Source organism: Rhodoligotrophos sp. CJ14, assembly GCF_038811545.1.
GTDB lineage: Bacteria > Pseudomonadota > Alphaproteobacteria > Rhizobiales > Im1 > Rhodoligotrophos > Rhodoligotrophos ferricapiens.
This window is the reverse complement of record NZ_CP133319.1, coordinates 1,996,688-2,018,749: the sequence shown is the minus strand read 5'-3', so window position 1 is coordinate 2,018,749 and position 22,062 is coordinate 1,996,688. Positions and strand designations below refer to the sequence as shown.

Sequence of the window (22,062 nt, the reverse complement as noted above, 5' to 3'; positions counted from 1 at the left end):
GCAATCCGGCAAAGAGACCATAAACAGCACCGGGCGATGCTCCGGGGGGTAAAGAGGTGGCGCGCAGCATAATGTTATCGCTGCCGGGAGCAAGATCAGTACACCGGATCGTGATGCGTTCGTGAGGAGCACTATCAAGAGAGCGACAGTGTGCCTCGGGTCATCGGCACAACCGGGCCGCCTATACTGACCGAAACAAGGTGGTCATCCTCCTCCGTCGCACTCAGTGCGATCCTGCTCGGCCGGCCCATATCCTCGCCCTGACGAATGAGCCAGCTCACAGTGCGATCAGCCGGACGCTGGAGCTCGTGCAGGACGCCTGCGAGCGCGACGGCCGCGGCACCCGTTGCGGGATCCTCGGGAATGCCGACGCCGGGGGCGAATAGTCTCGCGTGGATCTCGCGTCCATTTTGCCAGTCTGCCATGAAGAAGGGATAGACCTGCGGTGCCCAGGCGTTGCGGAAAACCTCATTCCAAATGGCAGTATCGATGCGGGCTTTGCTCAGAGCCTCGCGGCTCGCCAACCGGACGAAGGTAATGGGAACACCCGCCTCGAAGGCGATCGGGGGTGCTATGATCTGATCTTCGTTCAGCCCGAGGACGGCTGCTGCCTCGTCTGATCCTGGCGCTGGTCCGGAGGCGGGGAGCCGGGGTGCAATCACGGACGCTTCCAGCAGGCCATCCTCGCGCCGTTGCACCTCAGCGCGTGCCTGCCCGGCCGTGGTCCCGATTGAGAATTCCCCCTTGCCGATGCGGCCCGTCCGGTCAGCAATGACGGTTGCTGCTCCGACAGTGGGATGTCCGGCAAAGGGCAGTTCGCTCTTGGGTGTGAAGATCCTCAGGCGAGGGGGGCTGCCGTCATCTGGGCTCGTAATGAACACGGTCTCGCTGAGGTTCAACTCAGCCGCAATAGCCTGCATGGTGGGTGTGTCCAGACCATCGGCCTTCGGAAATACGCCCAGGGGATTTCCCCCGAAAGGCTGGCTGGTGAATACATCAAGGGTGAGGAAGGCATAATCGCGCGCCATGATGAACCTTCGTCTATGAGGGAGGCCTGCTAGGAGGGGCGCCCCGCAGGGCTCAGTTGCGCCCTGCATTTTCCGGGCAGATGCATGTGCTCGGGCTCTGGCGTGAAGGGATGGCCGGGCCAGGGGTTCACCGCATCACGAAGCCAGAGCACGGTGTCGAGCCAGAAGCCTGCCTTGTGCCGGGAATGAAACAAGTCGAAATGCCCGATGCGCTCCAGCGCATAATCTGCGGGCCTCAGCAGCACCTCAATCTTGCGTGCATTGCTGTAATAGGACAGGCCCCGCCGTATGGCCCGAGGGGTGCCATATTCGTCATCGGATACGGCGATCGCGAGGATTTCCCCCTTTACTGCCGCGAAGCGCTCAAGGATCTCATGCCGATGGGCGGGTGGATGGCTCAATTCCATGCGTGAGCGGCGAAAGCTCCATTCATTGGCAACGCCAGCGGGCAGATCCTCCAGCCAGCCGAGGCGCTTGCCCGGAAAATAGCCGAGCGCTGCCGTGACCAGGGGCATGAACAGGTGCCATTTGAGAAACATCCGGGCGCGCGCCTTCTTGGCATAGTCCTGCCAATAGGCGAATTGGGCGCCGACCGACAGGATGCGGTCGATGACGCGTGCGGAGGGAGCAAGGCCCGGCAGAAAACCGCCAATGCTGTGGCCTACGACGAGCAGGGGGCTGTCCGGATGACCGTTGCGCGCGAAAGTGAGGGCCGCCTCGAAATCAAGCTCCCCCCAATCGCTCCAGCGATAACCGCAGCCGCGGAGGCGCTGGGGGCGAGATGCACCAATTCCGCGATAGTCATAGGTCAGAACCCAAAATCCATGTTCTGCCAGGAACTGAGCGTAGCGGTGGTAATACCGAGCGAGCACGCCGGTTGCCGGATTGATAACGACATGGCCCAGAGGCTCGGATCGATACGGGCGCCAGATGTCCGCACCCAGCGAGATGCCGTCGCGGCAGTGCAACTGGACCGGGCGTGGCTCAATCATTGGCGGAGCGCCGCATCGACAGCCTGCCTATAGGCGAAGGTCCTGCGCTCCCTGATCCAGCTCGCGGCATTCACATAAGCATTCTCGGCGGTCCTCGCCAAAGCGCTGCCGAGGCTGATCCTGCCGATGCCGAGCCTGGCCAGATCATCGATCGACAGTGCCGGCGCGCCGAAGCCCATCAGCACGTTCAGCGGCTTGTCGAGCGCCGAGCAGACATCGCAAATGGCCCGATAGCTGGGAAGACCGGGGGCGAACAGCACATCGGCGCCCGCCGCCTCATAGGCTTTCAGCCGGGTGATGGTATCGGCCAGATCGGCACGGCCGTGCAGGAAGTTCTCCGCGCGTGCAGTAAGCACAAAGTCGCGGCCGCTGGACCGGATGGCTGCTACTGCCGCACGCACCCGCTCCACGGCAAAGTCCAGCGGGTAGATCGGATCATCGGGGCGGCCGCTGAAATCCTCGATGGAGGCACCGGCAAGGCCTGCATCGATCGCCAGCCTTATGGTTTCCGCGCAGGTGGCAGGAGAATCGCCGAAGCCATTCTCAAGATCGGCCGATACGGGCAGATCGGTCGCCTCCACGATTGCGCGTGCGACCGCGAGGCTATGATCGCGCCCGACCTCGCCATCATTGACGCCGAGGTCCATCGCGAGACCCGCGCTGGTGGTGCCCAGGGCCTCGAAACCGAGCTTCGTCAGATGCCTGGCGCTGCCAATGGTCCAGGCATTGGCCATCACGAAGGCGCGTCTTTCCTCATGGAGCGCGCGAAAGCGTTTCACCTTTTCCGCTTGGGTCGGCATGTTCGTCTCCGCTCAGTAGGGCTCGCCGTTCTTACGGTGGAACCGCCACGCCCCAGCCTCGCAGACGGCCATGATGTCGTCATGGGGATAGGTGGCCTCGTCACCTTCGGTGCGGTCGCCAATTTCCAGATAGACGACCGAAGCCTCGGTTCGGTTCTCCAAATGGTGACTTATCCCGCCCGCTTTGAACCCTGCGCACATGCCGGGATGAAGCTCGGTTTCCTGATCGCCCGTGACCAGAACGGGGTGTCCTGAAAGAATATAGATGAACTCATCCTGGCGGCTGTGCCGGTGCTGGAGGGCCGAAACCGCTCCCGGTGCCAGCTCCGTCAAGTTCACGCCGAAATTGCTCAGGCCGAACAGATCGCCCAAGGGCCGTTTGAGCCGCCCCTTCATGCGCGAGGCGAAGGGTTCGGGGTAGTTCGACAGCTTGGTGCGGGGCGGTGCCGCTGATGCATCGATTGCGACAGGTGGTTCCATTTGGGCCTCTCGATCATCCCTTCAGATCAGGTTATGCCAGAACCGATCCAGGTGTCGAGATGGATTGTATCTACATTCAAGAATATAATAGATACAATAAGGAAATTGTCCTGAGTGCGGAGTCGCAGGCGTTCATGGCCAGCGGCAGCCTGATCGGTCGCCGCTGAAGCGCACAGGCGCCTTCCATCGCGCCGAATTGTATCGTTTGAGATTTCTGAAGGTGAGCGGGCTTGGAATGCAGCAGCTATGGGATGTCAGAATGTCGGGGGCGTATTGATCCAGACAACCCGGGTCACCGTCCTGCCGGGATTCCTGTAGCTATGGGGCAGGTCGGATTTGAGGAAGAAAGAATCGCCGGGGCGAAGCTGGTAGAGGATGCCGGCGACAGTCAGCTCGAGCTCGCCCTCCAAGACGTAGCCGACTTCTTGCCCATTGTGCTTGATCTCGCCGCCATTGGACGCGCCGGGGTCGATCACATGGATATTGCCGTCGATGACCTGGTCATCACTATAGCCGACGAGCCGCTCTAGGCGGATCGCCATGCCGGGTTGATCGCCCTCAATGAGAACCGTGGGGCGCTCGCCATTCCGATAGACGCCGATTTCTGTGTGCTGCGGTGTGGCAAAGAGATAGCCGATACTCGTGTCCAAGACGGTCGCGATGCGATGCAGCATGCGCAAGGACGGGGTGATCCTGGCCCGCTCGATCTTGGAGAGCAGGCTTTCCGAACAGCCGACCGCGTCGGCGACATCCTTCAGGCGCATGCGCTTGGTCTTACGCGCCTGCTTTAGCTTGGGGCCGAGATCCGTCATCTCGCCGAGTTTCAGCATTGCCGCTCCCTTCCCAGCCGGTCCGACACGGTCGTTTTGACAGCACATGCCGTTCAGTGAGACAACTTTTCAAGCCGCTTGACTAAGAGTCAAGCTGGTGAAAGCATCGCAAAAAACGGCGACAGGGGAGTCTCGTCATGACGGAAGGAACAGGGCGCAGCGAAGCCGTAGTCAAGGTCGCTTGCATCCAGATGGAGCCGAGGGTTGGCAGCAAATCGGCGAATGTCCGGCGCACCATCGAGCTGATCGAGGAAGCCGCCTCCAAGGGCGCGAAGCTTCTGGTTCTGCCGGAGCTGTGCAATTCCGGCTATGTGTTCGAAACCCGGGAGGAGGCCTTCGCCGAATCAGAGGAGGTTCCGAACGGGGAGACGAGCAAGGCCTGGGTGGAGCTGGCCAGCCGCCGCGGTCTACATATCGTTGCGGGCATCAATGAGCGCGAGGGCGACCTGCTCTACAACAGCGCGGTGGTGATCGGGCCCAATGGGCATATCGGGACTTTCCGCAAGCTGCATCTGTGGAACGAGGAAAACCTGTTTTTCGAGCCGGGCAATCTCGGCATGCCGGTGTTCCGCACGCCGGTCGGCCGGATCGCCTGCAACATCTGCTATGACAGCTGGTTTCCGGAGAGCTTCCGGCTCGCGGCCTTGCAGGGCGCCGATATCGTCTGTGTGCCGACCAACTGGGTGCCGATTCCCGGTCAGCGCGAGGGCGAGCGGGCGATGGCCAATACGCTGGTCATGGCGGCTGCGCATAGCAATAGCGTGTTCATTGCGGCAGCCGATCGTATCGGCACGGAGCGTGGCCAGCCCTTCGAGGGTCAGAGCCTAATCGTCAGCTATACGGGCTGGCCGATCGGCGGACCGGCCAGCAAGGATCGCGAAGAGATCATCTATGCCGAGATCAACCTGGCGGATGCGCGCCGGAACCGGAACTGGACGGCATTCAATCAGCCGCTCCGGGATCGTCGGATCGATGTCTATGACGAGATGCTCGGCAGCGGGCATGAGGCCGGCTGGTACTGAGGGTGATCAGTCCATCAATTGAACAATAATGGGGAGATGAGATCATGGACAAGAATACCCGAAATGCGCGCGGGCTCACCCGCCGCGACGTTCTAAAGACAACCGCGCTCGCGGCAACAACGATTGCCGCACCGGCGATTTTCACACGGCCGCTGCGGGCGGCCGATCCGATCCGGATCGGCGTGATTTCGCCCCTGACCGGTGCTTGGACCGTCTATGGCAAGGCGCATAGCGCAGGGTTCCAGCTCGCAGTGGATGAGATCAACCAGGCCGGGGGCGTGCTGGGCCGGCAGATCGAAGTGGTGCTCGCGGATTCGAAGACCGAGCCGCGCATCGTGGTCGAGCAGGCGAACCGGCTGATCCGGCAGGAACGGGTGGATTTCCTGGCCGGCACCTTCTCGAGTGCCGAACGCAACGCGGCGGGGCCCGTGGTCAAGGCGGCGAACAAGATTCTGCTTTATCCAACCTTCTATGAGGGGCAGGAAAAGGAATACTTCCCTGGGGTGTGCAATCCCAACATCTTCATGTTCGGACCCGAGCCGACCCAGCAGGTCTGGCCGCATATGGAGTATATGATCAAGAATTTCGGCAAGAAGTTCTTCATGATCGGGTCGGATTACGCTTGGCCGCGGGTGACCAATGCGGTCACGAAGGAGAAGCTCAAGGAACTCGGCGGCGAGGTGGTCGGAGAGGTCTATATCCCCTTCAACACGCCGCAATATGAGTCCGTGCTGCGCGACATCCGGAATTCAGGCGCCGACATTATCTTCCATTCGCTGACCGGCAGCGACACTGTGAATTTCCGCCAGCAATTCGCGGCGGCTGGCATGAAGAAGGATTTCACATTGTGGACGGTCGACGACGAGGAAGTCGTCACCTCCGGCTTGGGGCCCGATGTGTCGGAGGGCACCTATGTGAGCTTCGACTATTTCATGTCGATCAACAATCCCAACAACAAGCCCTTCCTCGACCGGTTCAAGGCGAAGTTCGGCCAGGACGCGCTCATGAATACGGTGGGTGTCGGCATGTATAACGCGGCGCATATGGCGGCGCTCGCCCTTGCCAAGGCAGGCGAGGTCAGCACGGATGCGCTGCGTGAGAACCTCAAGGGCATCGGCTTCGACAAGGCGCCGCAAGGCACGGTCAAGATGCGCGAGATCGACAATCAGGCCGTGCTCCCGTCATATCTCATGAAGGTGCGCGCGGGCTGGACGAGCGTGAACGACATGTTCGAAGAGGTGCAGTCGCTCCAGTCGGTCGAGCCAGTCAACGCGCGCTGCGACCTGCCGCTCTGACGAGCGGGCACCATTCGACGCTGAGATCGGCCGAGCACGGGGGTGCCCGGCCGACTGCCTATGGAGGAAGGGATGCTGAATGCCGGGGTCCCTATGCTTCTCGGGTTTGAGTACAGTCAGGAGTTGGGAACGGTCCATGCAGACAGCTATCAGCGTGGCAATCGACGCCACGCTCATCACCATGGTGTTCGCACTGGCCGCCTTCGGCCTTGCGATCATCTATGGGCTGGTGGGCGTGATCAATCTCGGGCATGGGGCCATGCTCACGCTGGGCGCCTATTTCACCTGGGCGGCGGTCAATGCGCATGTTCCCTTCTTTCTTGCGGTCATCCTCGCCGGGGTGGGGGTTGGCCTCATCGGCTTGCTGTTCGAACATCTGGTGATCCGGCATTTCTATGACCGACCGTTCGACACGCTGCTTCTCACTTGGGGTTTCTTCCTGATCTCGACGGAGCTGGTGAAGATCGTGTTCGGCAGCAGCTTCCGCAACGTGCCGAGCCCGTTTCCCGGCTCGCTCGATCTCGGCTTCTATCAAGTGCCGGCCTATCGCGCCTTCATCGCTGTGGTGACCGTCGCGCTGCTCGCGGGGGCCGCGCTGGTGTTCTTCAAGACCAGTCTCGGGATCAAGATCCGCGCCCTCATCCAGAACCAAGAGGTGGCGGGCCTGCTCGGGCTCAATATCGCGGTCACCTATAAACTGGTGTTCGGGTTCGGCGCGTTCATGGCCGGGCTTGCGGGCGGGCTCATCGCGCCGATGCTGAGCATCGACCCCTATATCGGCAATATCTTCCTGGTGCGGTCGTTTTTCGTGGTGATCGTCGGAGGCATTGGCCAGTTGCTGAGCGGCACATTGCTGGGCAGCTTCTTCATCGGCGGATCCGAGACGATCATCGCCCTGTTCTCATCGCAGGTGGTGGCGCAGATGGCAGTGTTCCTCCTGGCCATCGTCATCCTCAGATTCCGGCCGCAAGGCCTGATGAGCGAACGATGAGCGATACCGTGGTCGAGCAGCACGCCAAACCGCAGACGGGATGGCGTGCGGTGAGCGGCGATATCAAGCTCGCAGCCCTGCTGTTCGTGCTGTTGGCGCTGTTTCCCGTCGTGATCGGCGGCTATGGCGTTTACATCCTGCCGCAATATCTGCTGTTCGGCGTGCTTGCCATGTCGCTGGGGCTGCTCTGGGGGCTCGGCGGTATCGTCAGCTTCGGGCAGGCGGCGTTCTTTGCGATTGGCGGCTATAGCATGGGCCTTGCCATGCAGGCCGGGTTCGGTCCGTCGGGCGCCTATCTCGGGCTGATTTGCGCAGCGCTCGCTGGGGCGGTGCTTGCGGGGCTCGCCGGGTATTTCCTGTTCAGCGCCGGTGTGCGCGCCACCTATTTCGTGCTGGTGACGCTCGCCCTGTCGATCATCGTCGAGCAGGCGGCGGTGAGCCAGTCGCAGCTCACCGGTGGCTGGAACGGGATGTTCGTCGACCGGATGTCGCTGAGCTTCGGCCCGTTGGGCGAGATCTCGCTCTATGAGGATGCGGCCGCGTACTATTTCATCCTGCCGATCGTGGCCTTGATCTTCTTTGGCCTGCGCAAGCTCTCGGTCTCGCGGTTCGGCAAGATCATCGTCGGTATTCGCGAGAATGAAGACCGGATGGTCGCGCTCGGCTACAATGTCTCGCTCTATAAGACGCTGGCCTTCAGCCTGTCGGGGGCGCTCGCGGGGCTTGCGGGTGCCCTCTATGCGACGCACGCCAATTTCGTGTCGCCCTCGCTCGCGGGCGTGCTGTTCTCAACCGAAGTCGTGGTGTGGGTGGCAATCGGCGGGCGGACCTCGCTTCTGGGTGCGCTGCTTGGTGGTGTTGCGGTCTCGGCGCTGTCCAATTACCTGAGCAGTGTCACGCCGGAATATTGGCAGCTTGTGCTGGGCATCATCTTCATCCTGGTCATCCTCTTCTTCAAGGAAGGCCTTGCGGGGCTGGTCACGAGCTTTGCCGACCGTGTGCAGAAGGGGCGCAATCATGGCTGAGCTGTTGCGCACCGAAGGCCTGTCCAAGCATTTTCGCGGCCTGGTCGCCAATGACAATATCGACTTCGCCATCGAGTCGGGGGCGATCCGTTGCGTGATTGGCCCGAATGGGGCTGGGAAAACCACGTTCCTGAGTATGATTTCCGGCCATCTCGCGCCATCGGCGGGGCGGATCGTCTATAAGGGCGCCGACATCACCCGACGGTCAGTCGTGCAGCGGGCGCGGATCGGCATCGGTCGGAAGTTTCAGACACCGACGGTGTTCAACAATCTCACCACGGCAGAGAATATCGAGCTGTCGATCCTGCGGCTTCACCGCTCACCCCAAGGTATCAAAGCGCGCACCGATTCCGTTCTGCAGGCTGTGCGCCTTACGGACCACAGGGATACGCTGGTCAAGCATCTCTCCCATGGCCAGCGGCAGTGGCTCGAGATCGGCCTTCTGCTCGGGAATGAATCGGAACTTCTGTTGCTGGACGAGCCCACGGCGGGCATGACGGCGGAGGAGACCGCGGCAACCGGCGAGCTCGTGCGGCAGCTGGCGCATGACCGGCAGCTCTCGGTGATCATCATCGAACACGATATCGGATTCATCAGAGATCTGAAGTCGCCGGTGACGGTCTTGCATCTCGGGCGCGTGCTGAAGGAGGGCAGCTTCGAGGAGATTGCCGAGGACCCCAAAGTGCGCGACGTCTATCTGGGAGCGGATGTGTGAGTCTCAGGGTTGAGCAGCTGAGCGCAGGCTATGGCAGCATCGGCGTGCTGCGGGATATCTCGTTCACGGTCGAGAAGGGTGAGGTGCTGGGCGTGCTCGGCCGCAACGGCATGGGCAAGACCACGCTGATCCGGGCGCTTGCGGGCACCATTGCCCCGTCACAGGGCTCAATCTTTCTCGAGGGCGAGGAGATTTCGAAGCTGCCCGATTACCAGCGGGCGCGACGGGGCATCACAACGGTGGTACAGGGCCGGGGCATGTTTCCGAAGCTCACGGTGCGCGAGAACCTGGAAATGGGACGGATCGCCGGCGGGCGGGCCAAGCGCAACCGCCGCGACGAAGTGCTGAGCTATTTCCCGAGGCTCGCCGAGCGCATGAACCAGCTTGCCGGCACGATGAGCGGCGGCGAGCAGCAGATGCTCGCCATCGGCCGCGGGCTCATGACCGACCCGACGGTGATGCTGCTGGATGAGCCTTCGGATGGCATCATGCCCACACTCGTGCGGCAGATCGCGGAGACGCTCGCCAAGATCAACCGGGCGGAGGGCATGACCATCATCATCGTAGAGCAGAATGTGCCGATGGTGTTCAGCATGGCCGATCGCTGCATCATCCTGGAGAAGGGCCGGATCGTCGCCGGCGGCAGCAAGGATGAGATCGCCCAGAGCAATCTGATGAAGGAATATCTGGCGATCTGAGGCTTCAGGCTTGGGGTTCCGTTTCTCCCAGCCACGACGTCACGCGAACCGGTATCCGCTTCGCTCGAAAATGCTCTGATTACCGCTTGGATCCAGGTTCATTCTCCCAGGTGAGCTCGCGCTTCAGCGAGATCGCATAGGAGAAGCGGTCCGCGGGGTGAATGTTCACCGACATCTCGAACAGACGGTGGCCCGCGCCGAAATAGCGACGGGTGATGACCAGAGCGGGCGAGCCCGGCTCGGCCTTCAGGCTTGCGGCAAGTTCCTTGCTCAGCACCGTTGCGTTGATTTCCTGCTGGACTTCGGTCACCGGCTCGCCGGAAGAGTTCTCGATCGCGGAAAAGATCGCGGAATGGTGGATCTTGCTGCCGCGAAACAGTCGGGCATAGCGTCCGTCGATATAGACTTCGGTCCAACTGATCGGCAGATCATTGCCGATGGTCTGGCGCGTTCCGACCAGGTGAAGCCATTTGCGCCCCGGTCGGGAGGCAAGCTCTGCGGCAAGCGCGCCGCGGACCTCGATTTCCTCCTCCCGATCGACATGGAGGGCCGCTTCTGCTGCGAATTGGAAAATCTGTGTGAGGGAATGCAGAGCGAAATAATAGCCGCGTTGCGGCTGGCGGGCTTCCACGCGGGTGCCAACGCCCTTCTTCGCTGAGAGCAGCTTCTGCTGCCTTAAGAACTGGATCGCCTGGCGCACCGTCTGCCGGCTCACGCCATAGCGCGTCCCAAGCTCCACCTCGGTCGGCAAAAGGCTGCCGATGGGATATTCGCCAATCGCGATCTGCTGCTGAAGGGCGCGCGCGACCTTGAGGTAGAGCGGCACATTCGTGTCGGCGTCCTTCAAGATCGTGCTCTCAGTCATGGCGAGGGCCGTGGCACTCTTACGCACTGCAGGTTCCTAGAGGCGGCTTCCCGACGCTGATCAGAGCAGCGCCAGGGAAAGGTATGGAAAGGCATTGATCAGGATCAACGCCACCACCCGCATAGCATAGAACGGAAATACGCCGGCAATGACCTTGTGTATTGGCAGGTTGGTGATGCGGCTCATCACGAAGAGGTTGAGGCCGACCGGTGGGGTGAGCGTTGCCACCTCGACGAGCGCGGTCATGATGACGGCGAAGTGGATGGGATTGATGCCTGCCGTGTGCGCCATGGGAAAGAGGAGGGGGGCGAGCAGCACGATCATCGATACGCCGTCGATGAACATGCCGATGACGATCAGCGCGAGGTTGACCACGAGCAGGAACTCGAAGGCTGAGACCTGGTATTCCAGCATGAAGCGGGTGAGCTCAGCGGCCAGTCCGAGCCGGGTCAGGACCACCGTCAGAAGGCCCGAGGCGAGCAGGATGCCGTAGATGAGGACCGTCTGCATCACGGAGTCCTGGGCCGTCTCCCAGACCGCCTTGATGTTCGCCGTGCGATAAACGAAGAGCACGAGAATGACTGCATAAATCGCGGCAAGGGCCGAGACTTCCGTGGGTGTGAAGAAGCCTGCATAGATCGAGCCGACGATCAGGATCGGCATGGCGATTGCGCCAGCTGCCCGCGGCAGCCGCGAGACGAAGCCGGGAATGTCGATCGGGCGCGTGTCGCCGCCATAGCCTTTCCAGCGCGACAGGATGATCGTGGTCAATCCCAGCAATGATGCCTCCAACAGCCCCGGAATGATGCCGGCGATGAACAGGTCGGAGACCGGCAGGCCCATGATGGAGCCGATGAGGATGAAGGTTAGCGAGGGCGGGATCATCAGGCCCAGCGTGCCGCACACGGCCACGAGCGCTGCGGCGAATTGCTGGGGATAGCCTTCTTTGGGCATGAGACGGGTGGCTGCGGGGCCAAGGGCCACGGCGCAGGCGACGCTCGAGCCGTTCACCGCGGCGAAGAATACGCTCGATGCAGCAACTGCAAGCGCGATGCCGCCCCTGAACCAGCGGACGAGACAGCCGACCAGATCCAGGATGACGAGCGCAAGGTCTCCGCGCGACATCATATTGCCAGCGAAGATGAAGAAGGGGATCGCGACGAGGGAATATTTGTCGATGCCGTCCCAGGCCGCCTGAGCGGCCAGATTGAGCGGAATATTGGCTTCGAAAAGGATGAGGCCGATGGCCACCAGTCCCAGGCCGACCGCAATATGGACACCCAGGGAAATCAGCGCCAAGAGGCTTCCGACAGCAATGATCGTGGTCATGAACTCGCCTCAATGCGCATTGGATTGTGCCTCATCTTCTCCGCGCAGCAGAGCAACAGCGACTGTCACGAAGTAGAGGGCATAGAACGCGGCGCCGATCGGCAGTGCAAGACGCACGATCCACAGAGGCAGGTCGAGGTTGGATTCCGTGTACATGCCGACCCGGTGCAGGTGCATGACGCCGATTGTGCCGGCAATCACGACCAGAATGGCGAATAAGAGGCCGGCGAGGCAGTTGAGCCAGGCGGCCGCCCGCTGAAACGCGTGGGGCATGGCCGAGACGAACAGGTCCATGCGGATGTAATTGCCCTTCCGGGTGGCAATTCCGAATGCGAGCATAATGCTCCAGACCACGAGAAAGCGCACGGCTTCCTCCGCCCACCAATGACTCTCTGAAAGAAGCGTACGGCTGCAGGCCTCGTAGAACATGATCACCATGCTCGCGGCCATCAGCACGGTCGCGATATTGAGGAGAATGTGTTCCTCGATGAACATAAGTAGCCGCGCGATGCTGCTGTCGGGTCGCGCCGCTGGTTCGGAGCGCTCTGCACCGGCTGCATGCGCATCGGGTGAAGCAAATTGCGGCTCAGACATGGGCGTCTCCCCACAGTTGGCGTTTTGCGGTCAAACTGAGGGGGCTTCGTGCAGGAACCCTGTTCGTTCCTCGAAAGCGTGCGCGATGCGCAGAAGAGCTGCCTCTTCCCGCGGCCGGCCAATCAGTTGCATCGCCACGGGCAGGCCTTGCTCGTCGAAGCCGGCCGGTGTCACCAGTCCCGGCAGGCCGAGATAAGAGAGCGGCCGTGTCAGCGCGGTGATGCTGGCGAGAACCTCGCGCATATTGGGATTGGAGCCGGTGTCGGTCTCGGCCGCGCTTGGCACGCTGCGCCGGATCGCAGGCACGAAGAGCGCATCGCATCGGGCAAGCGGGCCGGAGAGCATCGCTTCGAGCGCGAGCGTGCGTAGCTGGCGGGCACGCAGATATGCGGTGGCCGAGATGGCAAGTCCCTGAATGAGGCGGGCGCGAACCTGGGCGCCGTAATCGTGGGGCCGCTCGCGCAGCCAGGGGAGGTGCAAGGCCGCCGCCTCCGGCGTCCAGACGAGGTCGGCGAGATCGGCCAGCGCCGAGTGGTCGGGAATGTCGACGTCGATGATTTCGAGGCCCGCGTCCTCCATGACGCGCCGCGCCCTTTCGAGGCGGTTTGCGACAGAGGGGGCCAAGTCCTCCCAATAAAAGGTCCGGGGAATACCGAGCACCATACCCGTAACCGGGCTCGCCAAGGCAGCTTCATGGGATCCACCCGACATGATATCCATCAGACGGGCAATGTCGCGGCTGGAGCGGGCCAGCGGCCCCGGGCAATCGAGGCTTTCGGACAGGCCCATCATGCCGTCGGTCGCGAGAAGGCCTTGGGTGGGTTTCAGACCGACGATGCCGCACATCGCCGCGGGCAAGCGGATCGAGCCACCGGTGTCAGAACCAAGGGCGCCGAATACGAGCCGGGCAGCAACGGCTGCACCGGAGCCCGAGGAGGAGCCGCCGCTGATCCGGTCGAGATCCCACGGATTGCAGCATCGGCCGAGATGGGCGTTGTGGCCGGTGGGACCCATGGCGAATTCCGCCATATGCAGACGGCCGAGGTTGACGGCGCCGGCGGCCTCCAGCCGCTCCAACAGGGGAGAGGTGGTGGATGCAACGAAATCGCGCCGGATGCTGGACCCACAGCCCGACACCTTTCCGGCCCTATAGTACATGTCCTTATGGGCCAGGGGCACACCGTGCAAGGGGCCGCGCGAGCGGCCGGCTACTTGCTCCCTGTCGAGCTTGCGGGCTTGTTCGAGGGCTTCGTCCGATTCCAGATCCACAAAGGCGTTGAGCTTCGGATTGAGCGCCTCGACCCTCTCGATTGCTTGCGTGACGAGGGCTTCGGAGGTGATCCTGCCTTGCGCGATCGCCTCTGCCGCTTCGCATAAGGTAAGGTGAAGCGCCGCGCTCATGAGTTCATCTCCGCAGGAGAGCATCGAATTTCGCGATGCGAACGTCGAACAAGGGCTCCCCCGCGCGCAGCATCCGAACCTGTTCGATGGCACGCTCAAGTGCCACGTGGCTCGCCTGCATGAGCAACAGCGTGCGGTCAGCCATCTCGTGATCGGCCTCGATGCCCTGGGTGAGTGCGAGCCATTGGCGCGCGAGGAAGGGATCAGAGGCCTGCATCAGATGAAACCCTTGCGGCGCATGGCCGAGATCGTGTCCTGGTCGTAGCCGAGCCTCGATAGTAATGCGTCCGTATCGAAGCCCATGGCGGGGGCCGCCTTTGCCGGTGCGGGGTTGCCATTGACCCGGATCGGTCCGGCAAGCATGCGGACGGGCTCGCCACCCTCGGGACGCTTAAATTCAGCAAGCCGGCCATGCTCTGTCACGAATGGGTTCTCCAGGGCCTCGCCGATGTCGAGGACTGGCGCGATCGGCACATGGCCGCCGAGAATCGCGGTCCATTCGGCGCTCGTCTTTGTCGCAAGGGTCGCATCAAGCAGCTCGGTCAGCTCGGCCCTCGATTTCAGACGTGCTGCGAAAGTGGCGAAGCGCTCGTCCGTGGCGAGATCGGGCCGGCCGATCCTTTCGGCGAAGATCGGCCAGAATTTCTCCTTGTTGCACATGACAAAGAGCCAGCCGTCCTTGGTGCGATAGAGCTGGGAGGGTGTGAGCGAGGGATGGGACGAGCGGGGCTCGCGCGCCTGCACGTGTCCGGCATTGAGATACCAGGTCGCGAGATAGGTGAGATTGTGGAGCGCGGTATCGAACAGACTGACGTCGAGATCCATGCCCCGGCCGGTGCTGCGCGCACCAACAATGCCTGAGACCAGAGCAAATCCAGCCATCAGCCCGGTCATCATGTCTACGATCGAGAGGCCCATGCGGGTGGGCGGTCCGTCCGGCTCGCCGGTCACACTGAGATAGCCGGCCTCGGCCTGCATAAGATAATCATAGCCGGGCCAGGCGCGGCGCTCGCCCTCGCGGCCATAGGCGGAGAGGTGGCAGCAAACGACCTTCGGGTTGATTTCGCCGAGCGCGCGGTAGGTGAGCCCGAGCTTATCTGGCAGGTCGCCGCGGAGGTTGTCCAATACCGCATCGGCGTTGCGAACCAGCTCGTGAAAGAGCTTCATTCCCTCGGGATGCTTGAGGTCGAGGGTCAGGCTGCGCTTATTGCGGTTGAAGGACTGGTAGAAATGACTGTCGAGCTCGGAGAAGTAATAGGGGCCGACATGGCGTCCGACATCGCCGCCATTGTGCGGATTTTCGATCTTGATGACCTCCGCGCCGAGATCGCCGAGCAGCATGGTGCCGAAAGGGCCGGCGCCATATTGCTCGACGGCGAGGACGGTGACGCCATCAAGGGGGAGGTTCTGAGGCATCTCGGACATGTCGGGATCAGATCCGGTTCTGCTCGATCAGCCGCTTGGCAATGACGATGCGCTGGATCTCGTTGGTGCCCTCGCCGATCACCAGCAGGGGCGCATCGCGATAGAGACGCTCGACGAGAAATTCCTTGCTATAGCCATAGCCGCCATGGATGCGCATGGCCTCCAGGGCATTCTCGACGGCCGCTTCAGTTGCGAAGAGCTTGGCCATGCCGGCCTCGTAGTCGCAGCGTTCGCCGCGATCGAGCGCATCCGCCGCCTGGCGGACGAGAAGACGGGCAGCCTCGGTGCGCGTCGCCATGTCCGCAAGCTTCATGGCAATGGCTTGATGCTGGTAGATCGGCTTGCCGAAGGTGCGCCGCTGCTGGGAATAGCGTACGGCCTCATCCAGCGCGGCCTGTGCAATGCCGACACCGCGGGCTGCCACATTCACCCGGCCGAGCTCCAGCCCCGTGATCGCGCAGGCCATGCCCTGGCCTTCGACGCCGCCAATGAGGCGGTCGGCCGGAATGCGGTAATCGGTGAAGACCAGCTCGGCGGAATCGATGCCCTTATAGCCGAGCTTTTCGAGCTTGCGGCTGACGGCGAAGCCCTCGCCCTTCTCGGCGAGGAACATGCTCATGCCCTTGTGGCGCGGCTCCGCGGCGGGATCAGTCTTCACCAGCAGCGCAAAGCACGATCCCTTGATGCCGTTGGAAATCCAGGTCTTGGTGCCATTGACCACATAGGCATCGCCGTTGCGCATCGCCGTGGTCCGGATCGCCTGAAGGTCGGTGCCGCAATCGGGCTCCGTCAACGCGAGGCCGCCGCGCAGCTCGCCCGTTGCAAAGCGCGGCAGAAATTTCGCCCGCTGCTCTTCGGTGCCCTTGCGGGCCACGATATGCGCCATGATCAGGTGTGAATTGATTATGCCACTCAAGGACATCCAGACGGTGGAGATGCGCTCGATGATCTTGGCGTAAGTGGAGGGACGCAGGCCAAGTCCGCCATATTCCGCGGGGATGATCGCCCCGAACAGCCCCAGCTCCTTCATCTGCTCGACGATTTCGTCGGGATAGGTGTCGTCATGCTCAAGCTGCATGGCATAGGGGCGGACATGGCGGTCTAGAAAGCGATCGAGGCTGTCCAGGATCAGCTGCTCCTGCTCGTCGCGTTCGGTTCGATCGCCCATTGGGCGTGAGACATTCATCGGATAGATCCTCGATACTGGCTTGGCGAAGCGCTAACGCTCAGCCGGCTATGGTTCTGGCAAAGCCCGCGAGATCATCCGTCGCATCGAGGGCCAGCACCGCGTCCTCGATACGCGTGGCGGTCGAGGGGCGGACGGACATGGCCGCATTGGCGCGGAATTTCTCGATGATATCCGCATCGCTCAATGGCCGGTCGGGGGCCCCGCGATTGATCTGCTCGCGGGCGGCCATGCGCTCACCATTGTTGAAGCTGATCCGCACTTCGCCCGAATAGGCCTTCGGAAATGCGGAACCGGGGTCGATGCGGTAGGCGACCTTGTCGGCCACGGCGAGGATCACGGGATCGCTCAGCGCTGGCTCCTCCAATTCCGCCAGGGTGAGCTGACCACGGGCGAGAGCTGCGGCGACAAGGTAGGGAATTGAGAATTGGGCGTCATAGCTGTTGGCCGGGCGCTTCTTGTTCGCCTCGGGCTCGCAGACGGTCTTGACGACCTCGGCCGGAACGAAGGCTTCGATCTCGGCGATCGCGTCGATGTCGAGACCGCGGTTGCGCAGGATCAGCGCGGCATCGACGCAGCCATGGGTAAAGTGGCAGGCGGGAAAGGGCTTGATTGCAGTCTGCAGCACTTCCCAGCTCTCGCCGAGCCCTGCGGTTGCGAGGGAATAATCGCAGTTTTCGGCGAGCGGGCCGAGATGGGAGCGATAAAGCCCGAACCGGCCGGTATAGGGGTTGGATGCGCCCTTGAAGCCTTGTTTGGCCAGGGCTGCGGCGGTGATGCCGGCGGCGGCGGCCCAGCCCGGGTGCAGCCGCTTGTTCCAGGCGCCGTCCTCCAGGAATTCCAGGCTACCCGAGGCCATGGAGAGAACGATGCCTTGCGCATTGACGAGCTCGCGCTCGGACAGGCCGAACAGGGCTCCGGCGGCCAGAGCGCAGCCGAAGGCGCCGACGAGGCCGGTCGGGTGGAAGCCGACCTGATGGAAGCCGCCCTTGGCGACAGCGCCGAGGCGCGCGGAAGCTTCGAGGCCGATGATGGTGGCCGTCAGCAGATCGCGACCGGTGGCGCCGGCATGAATGCCCGCGGAGAGGCTCACCGGGAACGCGCTGGAGGTCGGATGGACAACACCCGCGAGATGGGTGTCGTCGAAATCGAGCCCATGGCAGAGCAGCCCATTGACCGTTGCCGCATCGCGGGGTGGAAGCCAGGCGGGCATGCCGATGACCGGCACGGCGCCGCCACCGGACAGACCGGCGATGGCGGTGAGGGTGCGCTGGGCGAAGTCGAACTTGGTAGAAGCGAGCGCTATTCCAGTCGCATCGAGGATGTGATGACAGGCCCGGGCGCGGATCGCTTCGGGAATATCCTCGTGGCGCAAGGTCGCTGCAAAACGGGCGAGCTCGACCGAGGGGTCGGCCATGGGAGCGGGTGCATCCTGATGCGCGCTGGACGGGCTCGTCACCACTCGAGAAGCGATGCTCATGGCGTTCCTCCTGATGTCTTCTGCAGCATGCTCAGCTGCTGGCAATTATTCGTCATAGGCGGGCCGATGCTTGACCGGTCCAGGCTTACTCGTCTCCCACGCCGTGGCCCCGCCTTGGGATGAGGCTCATACGGGTGAATTCCATGAAGACGGTACCATCCGCCTTGTAGCCTTCCGTGCGCGTGGTGACGATGCCCTGGTTCGGGCGCGACTTGCTTTCGCGCACCTCCAGAACCTCGGAACGGGCATAGACCGTGTCGCCGGGAAAAACGGGAGCGGTGAGCTTAATCTCTTTCCAGCCGAGATTGGCGATTGCCTTGAAGCTCACGTCGTTTACTGTCATGCCGAGGACGATGGCCAGGGTTAGTCCCGAATTGACCAGGGGCTTGCCGAATTCCGACTTCGCGGCAAAGGCGCCGTCGCAATGCATGGGGTGCGCATTCATGGTCATGAGGCTGAACTGGATGTTGTCCGCCTCCGTGATCGTGCGGCCGGGCCTGTGCTCATAGATGTCGCCGACCGCGAAATCCTCGAGATAGCGGCCATAGCTCGCGTGAATAACCCGCGTTTCCTTCACCGCCTGCCCAGTCTGCATCCAGCTCTGCCCCCTTATGCGCCCACTGCGCTTCTCATGTCGATGTTTACGGTATAAGTACGTACTTGTGGTGGTCAAGGGCGATTTTGTCGGGGAGCTGATGTCGTCAGGAGTGAATGTGCACAAGGCGATGAGTCGCCGGTCCTATCTATTCGTGCCGGGAAGTCGCCCGGAGCGATGGGGCAAGGCAATTGCCGCAGGGGCAGATGCGGTCATCATCGACCTCGAGGATGCTGTGGCGCCACAGGACAAGGCCGATGCGCGCCGGGCCGTTCTCGCCTTCCTCAAGGAGGCTCCCGAAGGTGCGGGGGACATCTTCGTGAGGATAAACTCGCCCCGAAGCCTGATCGGCCATCACGATCTCGGGGGGCTCCTGGATGCGGCCAGCAGCGGGGCGAGGTTTGGCGGCATCGTGGTGCCCAAGGCGTCCGTTGGCGATGTGGCGCTTCTCGGAGATCTCATCGCGGATGTGGATAAGTCCATAGAGATCGGCGCGCTGATCGAGACCTGCGCGGGCATCGAGGACGCGCCCAAGATTGCGAAAGCCTCTTCATTCCTGACGTTTTTAATGTTCGGCGGCGCAGATCTCGCGAGTGAGCTCGGCGTCGAGATTGCGTGGGACCCGTTGCTTCCCGGACGCGCCAGGCTGGTGCAAGCTGCCGCCGGGGCGGCTATATCCTCCATAGACATGCCGTGGATTGCGCTTGCCGACGAGGCCGGCGAACGGGCCGAAATGCAGCGGAGCTTCGCGCTCGGCTTCAAGGGACGTGCAGCCATTCATCCAAAGCAGGTGCCGATCATTCACAAGATGCTCGCGCCGGATCCGGATGTTGTTGAGCAGGCGCGGCGGGTGATCGCAGCTTTCGAGGAGGCCGCTGGTGGGGTTTGCCTGCTGGATGGGCGGCTGGTCGAGCGGCCGATCATCGAACGCAGCCGCCAGATCCTGGCGCGCGCCGGGCGCGATTCGGTGTGAGCAACGATCCGGTCACGAGCCTGCCGGTCGCGCTGGCGAGCGCGGTGGCGATCCAGGCCTTGGCCAGCGCCGCGGCTCTGGCACTTACCACGGTCGCGCCGATGGCCTCGGCCGATCTCGGGGTTGATGCGCACGCGATTGGCTATCAGGTGAGCCTCATCTATCTGCTGGCGACGATCGTTTCGATGTTCGGCGGCGGGGTCGTGCGCAAGTTCGGTCCGGCGCGGGTGAGCCAGATGGCTTTGCTGGCCGGTGCGCTGGGGCTCGCGGGTTTGGCCTCCGGCAGTGTCATTGTCGCCGTCTTCGCATCTATGTTGATCGGCATGGGGTATGCGCTGACCAATCCCGCGGCATCGGACCTCCTGGATAAGCTCGCACCGCCGGGCAAGCGCAATCTCATCTTCTCGCTCAAACAGACGGCCGTGCCGCTCGGCGGCATCCTGGTGGCGCTCGTGCTGCCGAGCATGGCGGTCACCTTCGGGTGGCGTTGGGGGCTTCTCACCTTCGCGGCTGCGGGGCTCGTCTCAGTGCTCCTGCTGCAGGCGGTGCGGGCACGCTGGGATCGGCAGCGTGATCCCGCCTACAGGCTTCATGGCACGATGCTGGAGGGCATGCGCGCCGTCTGGGGGCGGCCGCCATTGCGAGCGCTCGCCACAATGGGGTTCCTTTTCTCGGCGATGCAGCTGTCGCTGGCGTCCTTCGCGGTGGTCATGCTGGTCGAAGAATTCGGCTGGCGGCCCATCCAAGCGGGTGCCGCCGCAGCCGCGGTGCAGATGTCGGGAGCGGTGGGGCGCGTATTCTGGGGTTGGGTTGCCGACAGGACGGGCTGGGGGCTCGGGCTCCTGGGCGCGATTGGCTGCATGACGAGCGTGAGCGCCATGCTGATGCCGTTGCTGCCGGGATTTGCACCCTGGCTGATCATAACCGTGCTCTGCCTGTTCAGTGCCGCCTCCATCGGCTGGAACGGCGTGATGCTGGCGGAAGCCGCGCGGCTGAGCCCGCCGGGGCAGGTCGGCCCGGTGGCTGGCGGCGTGCTCGGGCTCACCTTCCTGGGGGTCGTTGTCGGGCCGTCGCTTTTCGCCTCGATCTACCAGCTCTACGGCTCCTATGCCGACACTTACGCGGTTCTGGGCTTCCTGCCGCTGCTCGGCAGCCTGCTGGTCTGGAGCGGTCGCCGCGCCGAACGGGCCGAGATGGCGCATGTGACATCGGAATAAGTACGTACTTGAGTCTGGATTTTCTCGCGCGACCGGGTCAGAATGAGAGACCCAGTTGCTCCTTGGGGAGGAAATCCAATGAAACGAATAGCCAGGCTGGCCGCGCTGGTCGGATTGGGTCTCGGTCTCATTTCGGGGCCCGCCAAAGCTCAGACGCCGATCGAGATGATCATCACGGATGAGCTGTCGACCACCCATTGGTCGACCAAGATCATCGATGATTACGCAAAGACGATCCAGGAGAGGACGCAAGGGCGCATCGTGCCCAAGGTGTTCCACGCGGGAACGCTGTATAAAGATCAAGACGCGGTCGCGGCCCTTGGATCGGGCGCGGTTCACATGGTCTGGCCGGTGGCGGTGAGGCTCGAGACGATCGCGCCGGAAACCGGTGTGATCAGCCTGCCATTCGCCATCACGGACGAAATGATGATGCATCAGGGTGCGCCTGAGGCCATCGGCAAGTTCCTCTCGCAATATGTGGAGCCCAGCGGCATTCGGGTGATGGGTTTGGCCCGCACGGCTGATCTGTTCTTCATCTTCCGCGACCAGTTCATCGAGAAGATCGGCGATCTCGAAGGCCAGAAGGTGCGGGTGACCGGTGGCCGCGTGCTGCTCAACCTCATGCGCGAGTTCGGCGCGAGCCCGGTGTCGATGTCGGCCGCCGACATGGCGCCTGCGCTGATGCAGGGCGCGATCGACGGGATTTTCACCTCAGCCGGGGGCTGGGAAATCGTGGGCCCAAGCGCTGCGCCGAAAGCCAGCCTCGTTCCGGGCCTCAGCCTCGTGACTTACGCGGTGCTGGTGGATGATGCCTGGCTGAAGGGCCTGCCAGAGGATCTGCGCAAGGTGGTCGAAGACACGACGCTGGAGCTTATCCGGACCAACTGGCCCGTGGCCAAGAAGCTCGATCAGGAGACCTTCGATCGCATGCTGAAGAATGGCGGCGAGGCGAAGCAGGTCAGCGATCAGGCGCGCGAAGAGTTCCGGAAAGCCGCATTGGAGGCGAACAAGGAGTTCATCGATCGCCACCCGGACGTCTGGGCGAAATTCCAGGAGGTCACCAAGCCGTTTCAGTCGACCCAGTGATGATTGGCGCCCGACAGATGGGCTCCATGTGAGCC

The 22,062-nt window shown here is 62.6% G+C and carries 23 protein-coding genes; 9 read left to right on the top strand and 14 right to left on the bottom strand.

Annotated elements, in window-relative coordinates:
- Positions 1-134 precede the first annotated feature (134 nt).
- The 5 genes from RCF49_RS09400 to RCF49_RS09380 all read right to left on the bottom strand — a co-directional run bounded on the left by RCF49_RS09400 (position 135) and on the right by RCF49_RS09380 (position 4,130).
- Entirely contained in the window at positions 135-1,028 is an 894-nt protein-coding gene (locus RCF49_RS09400) for a PhzF family phenazine biosynthesis protein (protein ID WP_342643763.1), read from the bottom strand.
- 29 nt (positions 1,029-1,057) lie between these two features.
- Positions 1,058-2,020: an alpha/beta hydrolase family protein gene (locus RCF49_RS09395; RefSeq protein WP_342643762.1), complete on the bottom strand. Its 963-nt coding sequence runs from the start codon at positions 2,018-2,020 to the stop codon at positions 1,058-1,060.
- Positions 2,017-2,820, bottom strand: coding sequence for an isocitrate lyase/PEP mutase family protein (locus RCF49_RS09390; protein ID WP_342643761.1), 804 nt, complete (start codon positions 2,818-2,820; stop codon positions 2,017-2,019). Before RCF49_RS09390 ends, RCF49_RS09395 begins: the two co-directional genes overlap by 4 nt.
- A gap of 12 nt (positions 2,821-2,832) precedes the next feature.
- A complete protein-coding gene (locus RCF49_RS09385) occupies positions 2,833-3,300 on the bottom strand; it encodes a cupin domain-containing protein (RefSeq protein ID WP_342643760.1) in 468 nt (155 codons plus the stop codon).
- Between the two features lie 254 nt (positions 3,301-3,554).
- The gene (locus RCF49_RS09380; protein ID WP_342643759.1) at positions 3,555-4,130 is read right to left on the bottom strand and encodes a cupin domain-containing protein; all 576 of its coding nucleotides are present in this window, start codon (positions 4,128-4,130) and stop codon (positions 3,555-3,557) included.
- A 137-nt stretch (positions 4,131-4,267) separates the two neighbouring features.
- Between RCF49_RS09380 and RCF49_RS09375 the strand changes: the two genes are divergently transcribed.
- From RCF49_RS09375 to RCF49_RS09350, 6 genes are all read left to right on the top strand, one after another.
- A complete protein-coding gene (locus RCF49_RS09375) occupies positions 4,268-5,152 on the top strand; it encodes a nitrilase family protein (protein ID WP_342643758.1) in 885 nt (294 codons plus the stop codon).
- Between the two features lie 44 nt (positions 5,153-5,196).
- Entirely contained in the window at positions 5,197-6,447 is a 1,251-nt protein-coding gene (locus RCF49_RS09370; RefSeq protein ID WP_342643757.1) for a substrate-binding protein, read from the top strand.
- Between the two features lie 136 nt (positions 6,448-6,583).
- Positions 6,584-7,438: a branched-chain amino acid ABC transporter permease gene (locus RCF49_RS09365; RefSeq protein ID WP_342643756.1), complete on the top strand. Its 855-nt coding sequence runs from the start codon at positions 6,584-6,586 to the stop codon at positions 7,436-7,438.
- Complete coding sequence (locus RCF49_RS09360) at positions 7,435-8,463, top strand: branched-chain amino acid ABC transporter permease (RefSeq protein ID WP_342643755.1); 1,029 nt, start codon at positions 7,435-7,437, stop codon at positions 8,461-8,463. The genes RCF49_RS09365 and RCF49_RS09360 overlap by 4 nt, the downstream gene beginning before the upstream one ends.
- Positions 8,456-9,178, top strand: coding sequence for an ATP-binding cassette domain-containing protein (locus RCF49_RS09355; protein WP_342643754.1), 723 nt, complete (start codon positions 8,456-8,458; stop codon positions 9,176-9,178). Before RCF49_RS09360 ends, RCF49_RS09355 begins: the two co-directional genes overlap by 8 nt.
- Entirely contained in the window at positions 9,175-9,876 is a 702-nt protein-coding gene (locus tag RCF49_RS09350) for an ABC transporter ATP-binding protein (RefSeq protein WP_342643753.1), read from the top strand. Before RCF49_RS09355 ends, RCF49_RS09350 begins: the two co-directional genes overlap by 4 nt.
- A gap of 79 nt (positions 9,877-9,955) precedes the next feature.
- Here the strand turns inward: RCF49_RS09350 and RCF49_RS09345 are convergent, their stop codons facing one another.
- From RCF49_RS09345 to RCF49_RS09305, 9 genes are all read right to left on the bottom strand, one after another.
- Positions 9,956-10,768: a GntR family transcriptional regulator gene (locus RCF49_RS09345; RefSeq protein ID WP_342643752.1), complete on the bottom strand. Its 813-nt coding sequence runs from the start codon at positions 10,766-10,768 to the stop codon at positions 9,956-9,958.
- Positions 10,769-10,801: 33 nt separating this feature from the next.
- Complete coding sequence (locus RCF49_RS09340; RefSeq protein WP_342643751.1) at positions 10,802-12,070, bottom strand: TRAP transporter large permease; 1,269 nt, start codon at positions 12,068-12,070, stop codon at positions 10,802-10,804.
- 9 nt (positions 12,071-12,079) lie between these two features.
- The gene (locus tag RCF49_RS09335) at positions 12,080-12,664 is read right to left on the bottom strand and encodes a TRAP transporter small permease (protein WP_342643750.1); all 585 of its coding nucleotides are present in this window, start codon (positions 12,662-12,664) and stop codon (positions 12,080-12,082) included.
- Positions 12,665-12,694: 30 nt separating this feature from the next.
- On the bottom strand, positions 12,695-14,065 hold the full coding sequence (locus tag RCF49_RS09330; RefSeq protein ID WP_342643749.1) for an amidase: 1,371 nt from the start codon (positions 14,063-14,065) through the stop codon (positions 12,695-12,697).
- Between the two features lie 4 nt (positions 14,066-14,069).
- On the bottom strand, positions 14,070-14,282 hold the full coding sequence (locus RCF49_RS09325) for a hypothetical protein (RefSeq protein WP_342643748.1): 213 nt from the start codon (positions 14,280-14,282) through the stop codon (positions 14,070-14,072).
- Entirely contained in the window at positions 14,282-15,490 is a 1,209-nt protein-coding gene (locus RCF49_RS09320; RefSeq protein WP_342643747.1) for a CaiB/BaiF CoA transferase family protein, read from the bottom strand. The genes RCF49_RS09325 and RCF49_RS09320 overlap by 1 nt, the downstream gene beginning before the upstream one ends.
- A 7-nt stretch (positions 15,491-15,497) precedes the next feature.
- Positions 15,498-16,676 (bottom strand): acyl-CoA dehydrogenase family protein, encoded by a 1,179-nt coding sequence (locus RCF49_RS09315; RefSeq protein ID WP_342643746.1) that lies wholly within the window; start codon positions 16,674-16,676, stop codon positions 15,498-15,500.
- Positions 16,677-16,716: 40 nt separating this feature from the next.
- Positions 16,717-18,156 carry an MmgE/PrpD family protein gene (locus RCF49_RS09310; RefSeq protein ID WP_342643745.1) on the bottom strand — a complete coding sequence of 480 codons (1,440 nt, stop codon included), beginning with the start codon at positions 18,154-18,156 and terminating at the stop codon, positions 16,717-16,719.
- 85 nt (positions 18,157-18,241) lie between these two features.
- The gene (locus RCF49_RS09305; protein WP_342643744.1) at positions 18,242-18,751 is read right to left on the bottom strand and encodes a MaoC family dehydratase; all 510 of its coding nucleotides are present in this window, start codon (positions 18,749-18,751) and stop codon (positions 18,242-18,244) included.
- A 100-nt stretch (positions 18,752-18,851) separates the two neighbouring features.
- On the opposite strand from RCF49_RS09305, the gene RCF49_RS09300 reads away from it, so the two are divergent.
- The 3 genes from RCF49_RS09300 to dctP all read left to right on the top strand — a co-directional run bounded on the left by RCF49_RS09300 (position 18,852) and on the right by dctP (position 22,027).
- A complete protein-coding gene (locus RCF49_RS09300) occupies positions 18,852-19,724 on the top strand; it encodes an HpcH/HpaI aldolase/citrate lyase family protein (RefSeq protein WP_342643743.1) in 873 nt (290 codons plus the stop codon).
- On the top strand, positions 19,721-20,941 hold the full coding sequence (locus RCF49_RS09295; protein ID WP_342643742.1) for an MFS transporter: 1,221 nt from the start codon (positions 19,721-19,723) through the stop codon (positions 20,939-20,941). Before RCF49_RS09300 ends, RCF49_RS09295 begins: the two co-directional genes overlap by 4 nt.
- A 78-nt stretch (positions 20,942-21,019) precedes the next feature.
- Positions 21,020-22,027, top strand: coding sequence for a TRAP transporter substrate-binding protein DctP (dctP, locus tag RCF49_RS09290; RefSeq protein ID WP_342643741.1), 1,008 nt, complete (start codon positions 21,020-21,022; stop codon positions 22,025-22,027).
- Positions 22,028-22,062 lie beyond the last annotated feature (35 nt).

Bases quoted from the DNA above. Each gene is read 5' to 3' on its own strand.
- RCF49_RS09400 (WP_342643763.1), bottom strand. From the start codon at position 1,028: ATGGCGCGCGATTATGCCTTCCTCACCCTTGATGTATTCACCAGCCAG.
- RCF49_RS09395 (WP_342643762.1), bottom strand. From the start codon at position 2,020: ATGATTGAGCCACGCCCGGTCCAGTTGCACTGCCGCGACGGCATCTCG.
- RCF49_RS09390 (WP_342643761.1), bottom strand. From the start codon at position 2,820: ATGCCGACCCAAGCGGAAAAGGTGAAACGCTTTCGCGCGCTCCATGAG.
- RCF49_RS09385 (WP_342643760.1), bottom strand. From the start codon at position 3,300: ATGGAACCACCTGTCGCAATCGATGCATCAGCGGCACCGCCCCGCACC.
- RCF49_RS09380 (WP_342643759.1), bottom strand. From the start codon at position 4,130: ATGCTGAAACTCGGCGAGATGACGGATCTCGGCCCCAAGCTAAAGCAG.
- RCF49_RS09375 (WP_342643758.1), top strand. From the start codon at position 4,268: ATGACGGAAGGAACAGGGCGCAGCGAAGCCGTAGTCAAGGTCGCTTGC.
- RCF49_RS09370 (WP_342643757.1), top strand. From the start codon at position 5,197: ATGGACAAGAATACCCGAAATGCGCGCGGGCTCACCCGCCGCGACGTT.
- RCF49_RS09365 (WP_342643756.1), top strand. From the start codon at position 6,584: ATGCAGACAGCTATCAGCGTGGCAATCGACGCCACGCTCATCACCATG.
- RCF49_RS09360 (WP_342643755.1), top strand. From the start codon at position 7,435: ATGAGCGATACCGTGGTCGAGCAGCACGCCAAACCGCAGACGGGATGG.
- RCF49_RS09355 (WP_342643754.1), top strand. From the start codon at position 8,456: ATGGCTGAGCTGTTGCGCACCGAAGGCCTGTCCAAGCATTTTCGCGGC.
- RCF49_RS09340 (WP_342643751.1), bottom strand. From the start codon at position 12,070: ATGACCACGATCATTGCTGTCGGAAGCCTCTTGGCGCTGATTTCCCTG.
- RCF49_RS09335 (WP_342643750.1), bottom strand. From the start codon at position 12,664: ATGTCTGAGCCGCAATTTGCTTCACCCGATGCGCATGCAGCCGGTGCA.
- RCF49_RS09330 (WP_342643749.1), bottom strand. From the start codon at position 14,065: ATGAGCGCGGCGCTTCACCTTACCTTATGCGAAGCGGCAGAGGCGATC.
- RCF49_RS09325 (WP_342643748.1), bottom strand. From the start codon at position 14,282: ATGCAGGCCTCTGATCCCTTCCTCGCGCGCCAATGGCTCGCACTCACC.
- RCF49_RS09320 (WP_342643747.1), bottom strand. From the start codon at position 15,490: ATGTCCGAGATGCCTCAGAACCTCCCCCTTGATGGCGTCACCGTCCTC.
- RCF49_RS09315 (WP_342643746.1), bottom strand. From the start codon at position 16,676: ATGAATGTCTCACGCCCAATGGGCGATCGAACCGAACGCGACGAGCAG.
- RCF49_RS09310 (WP_342643745.1), bottom strand. From the start codon at position 18,156: ATGAGCATCGCTTCTCGAGTGGTGACGAGCCCGTCCAGCGCGCATCAG.
- RCF49_RS09305 (WP_342643744.1), bottom strand. From the start codon at position 18,751: ATGCAGACTGGGCAGGCGGTGAAGGAAACGCGGGTTATTCACGCGAGC.
- RCF49_RS09300 (WP_342643743.1), top strand. From the start codon at position 18,852: ATGTCGTCAGGAGTGAATGTGCACAAGGCGATGAGTCGCCGGTCCTAT.
- dctP (WP_342643741.1), top strand. From the start codon at position 21,020: ATGAAACGAATAGCCAGGCTGGCCGCGCTGGTCGGATTGGGTCTCGGT.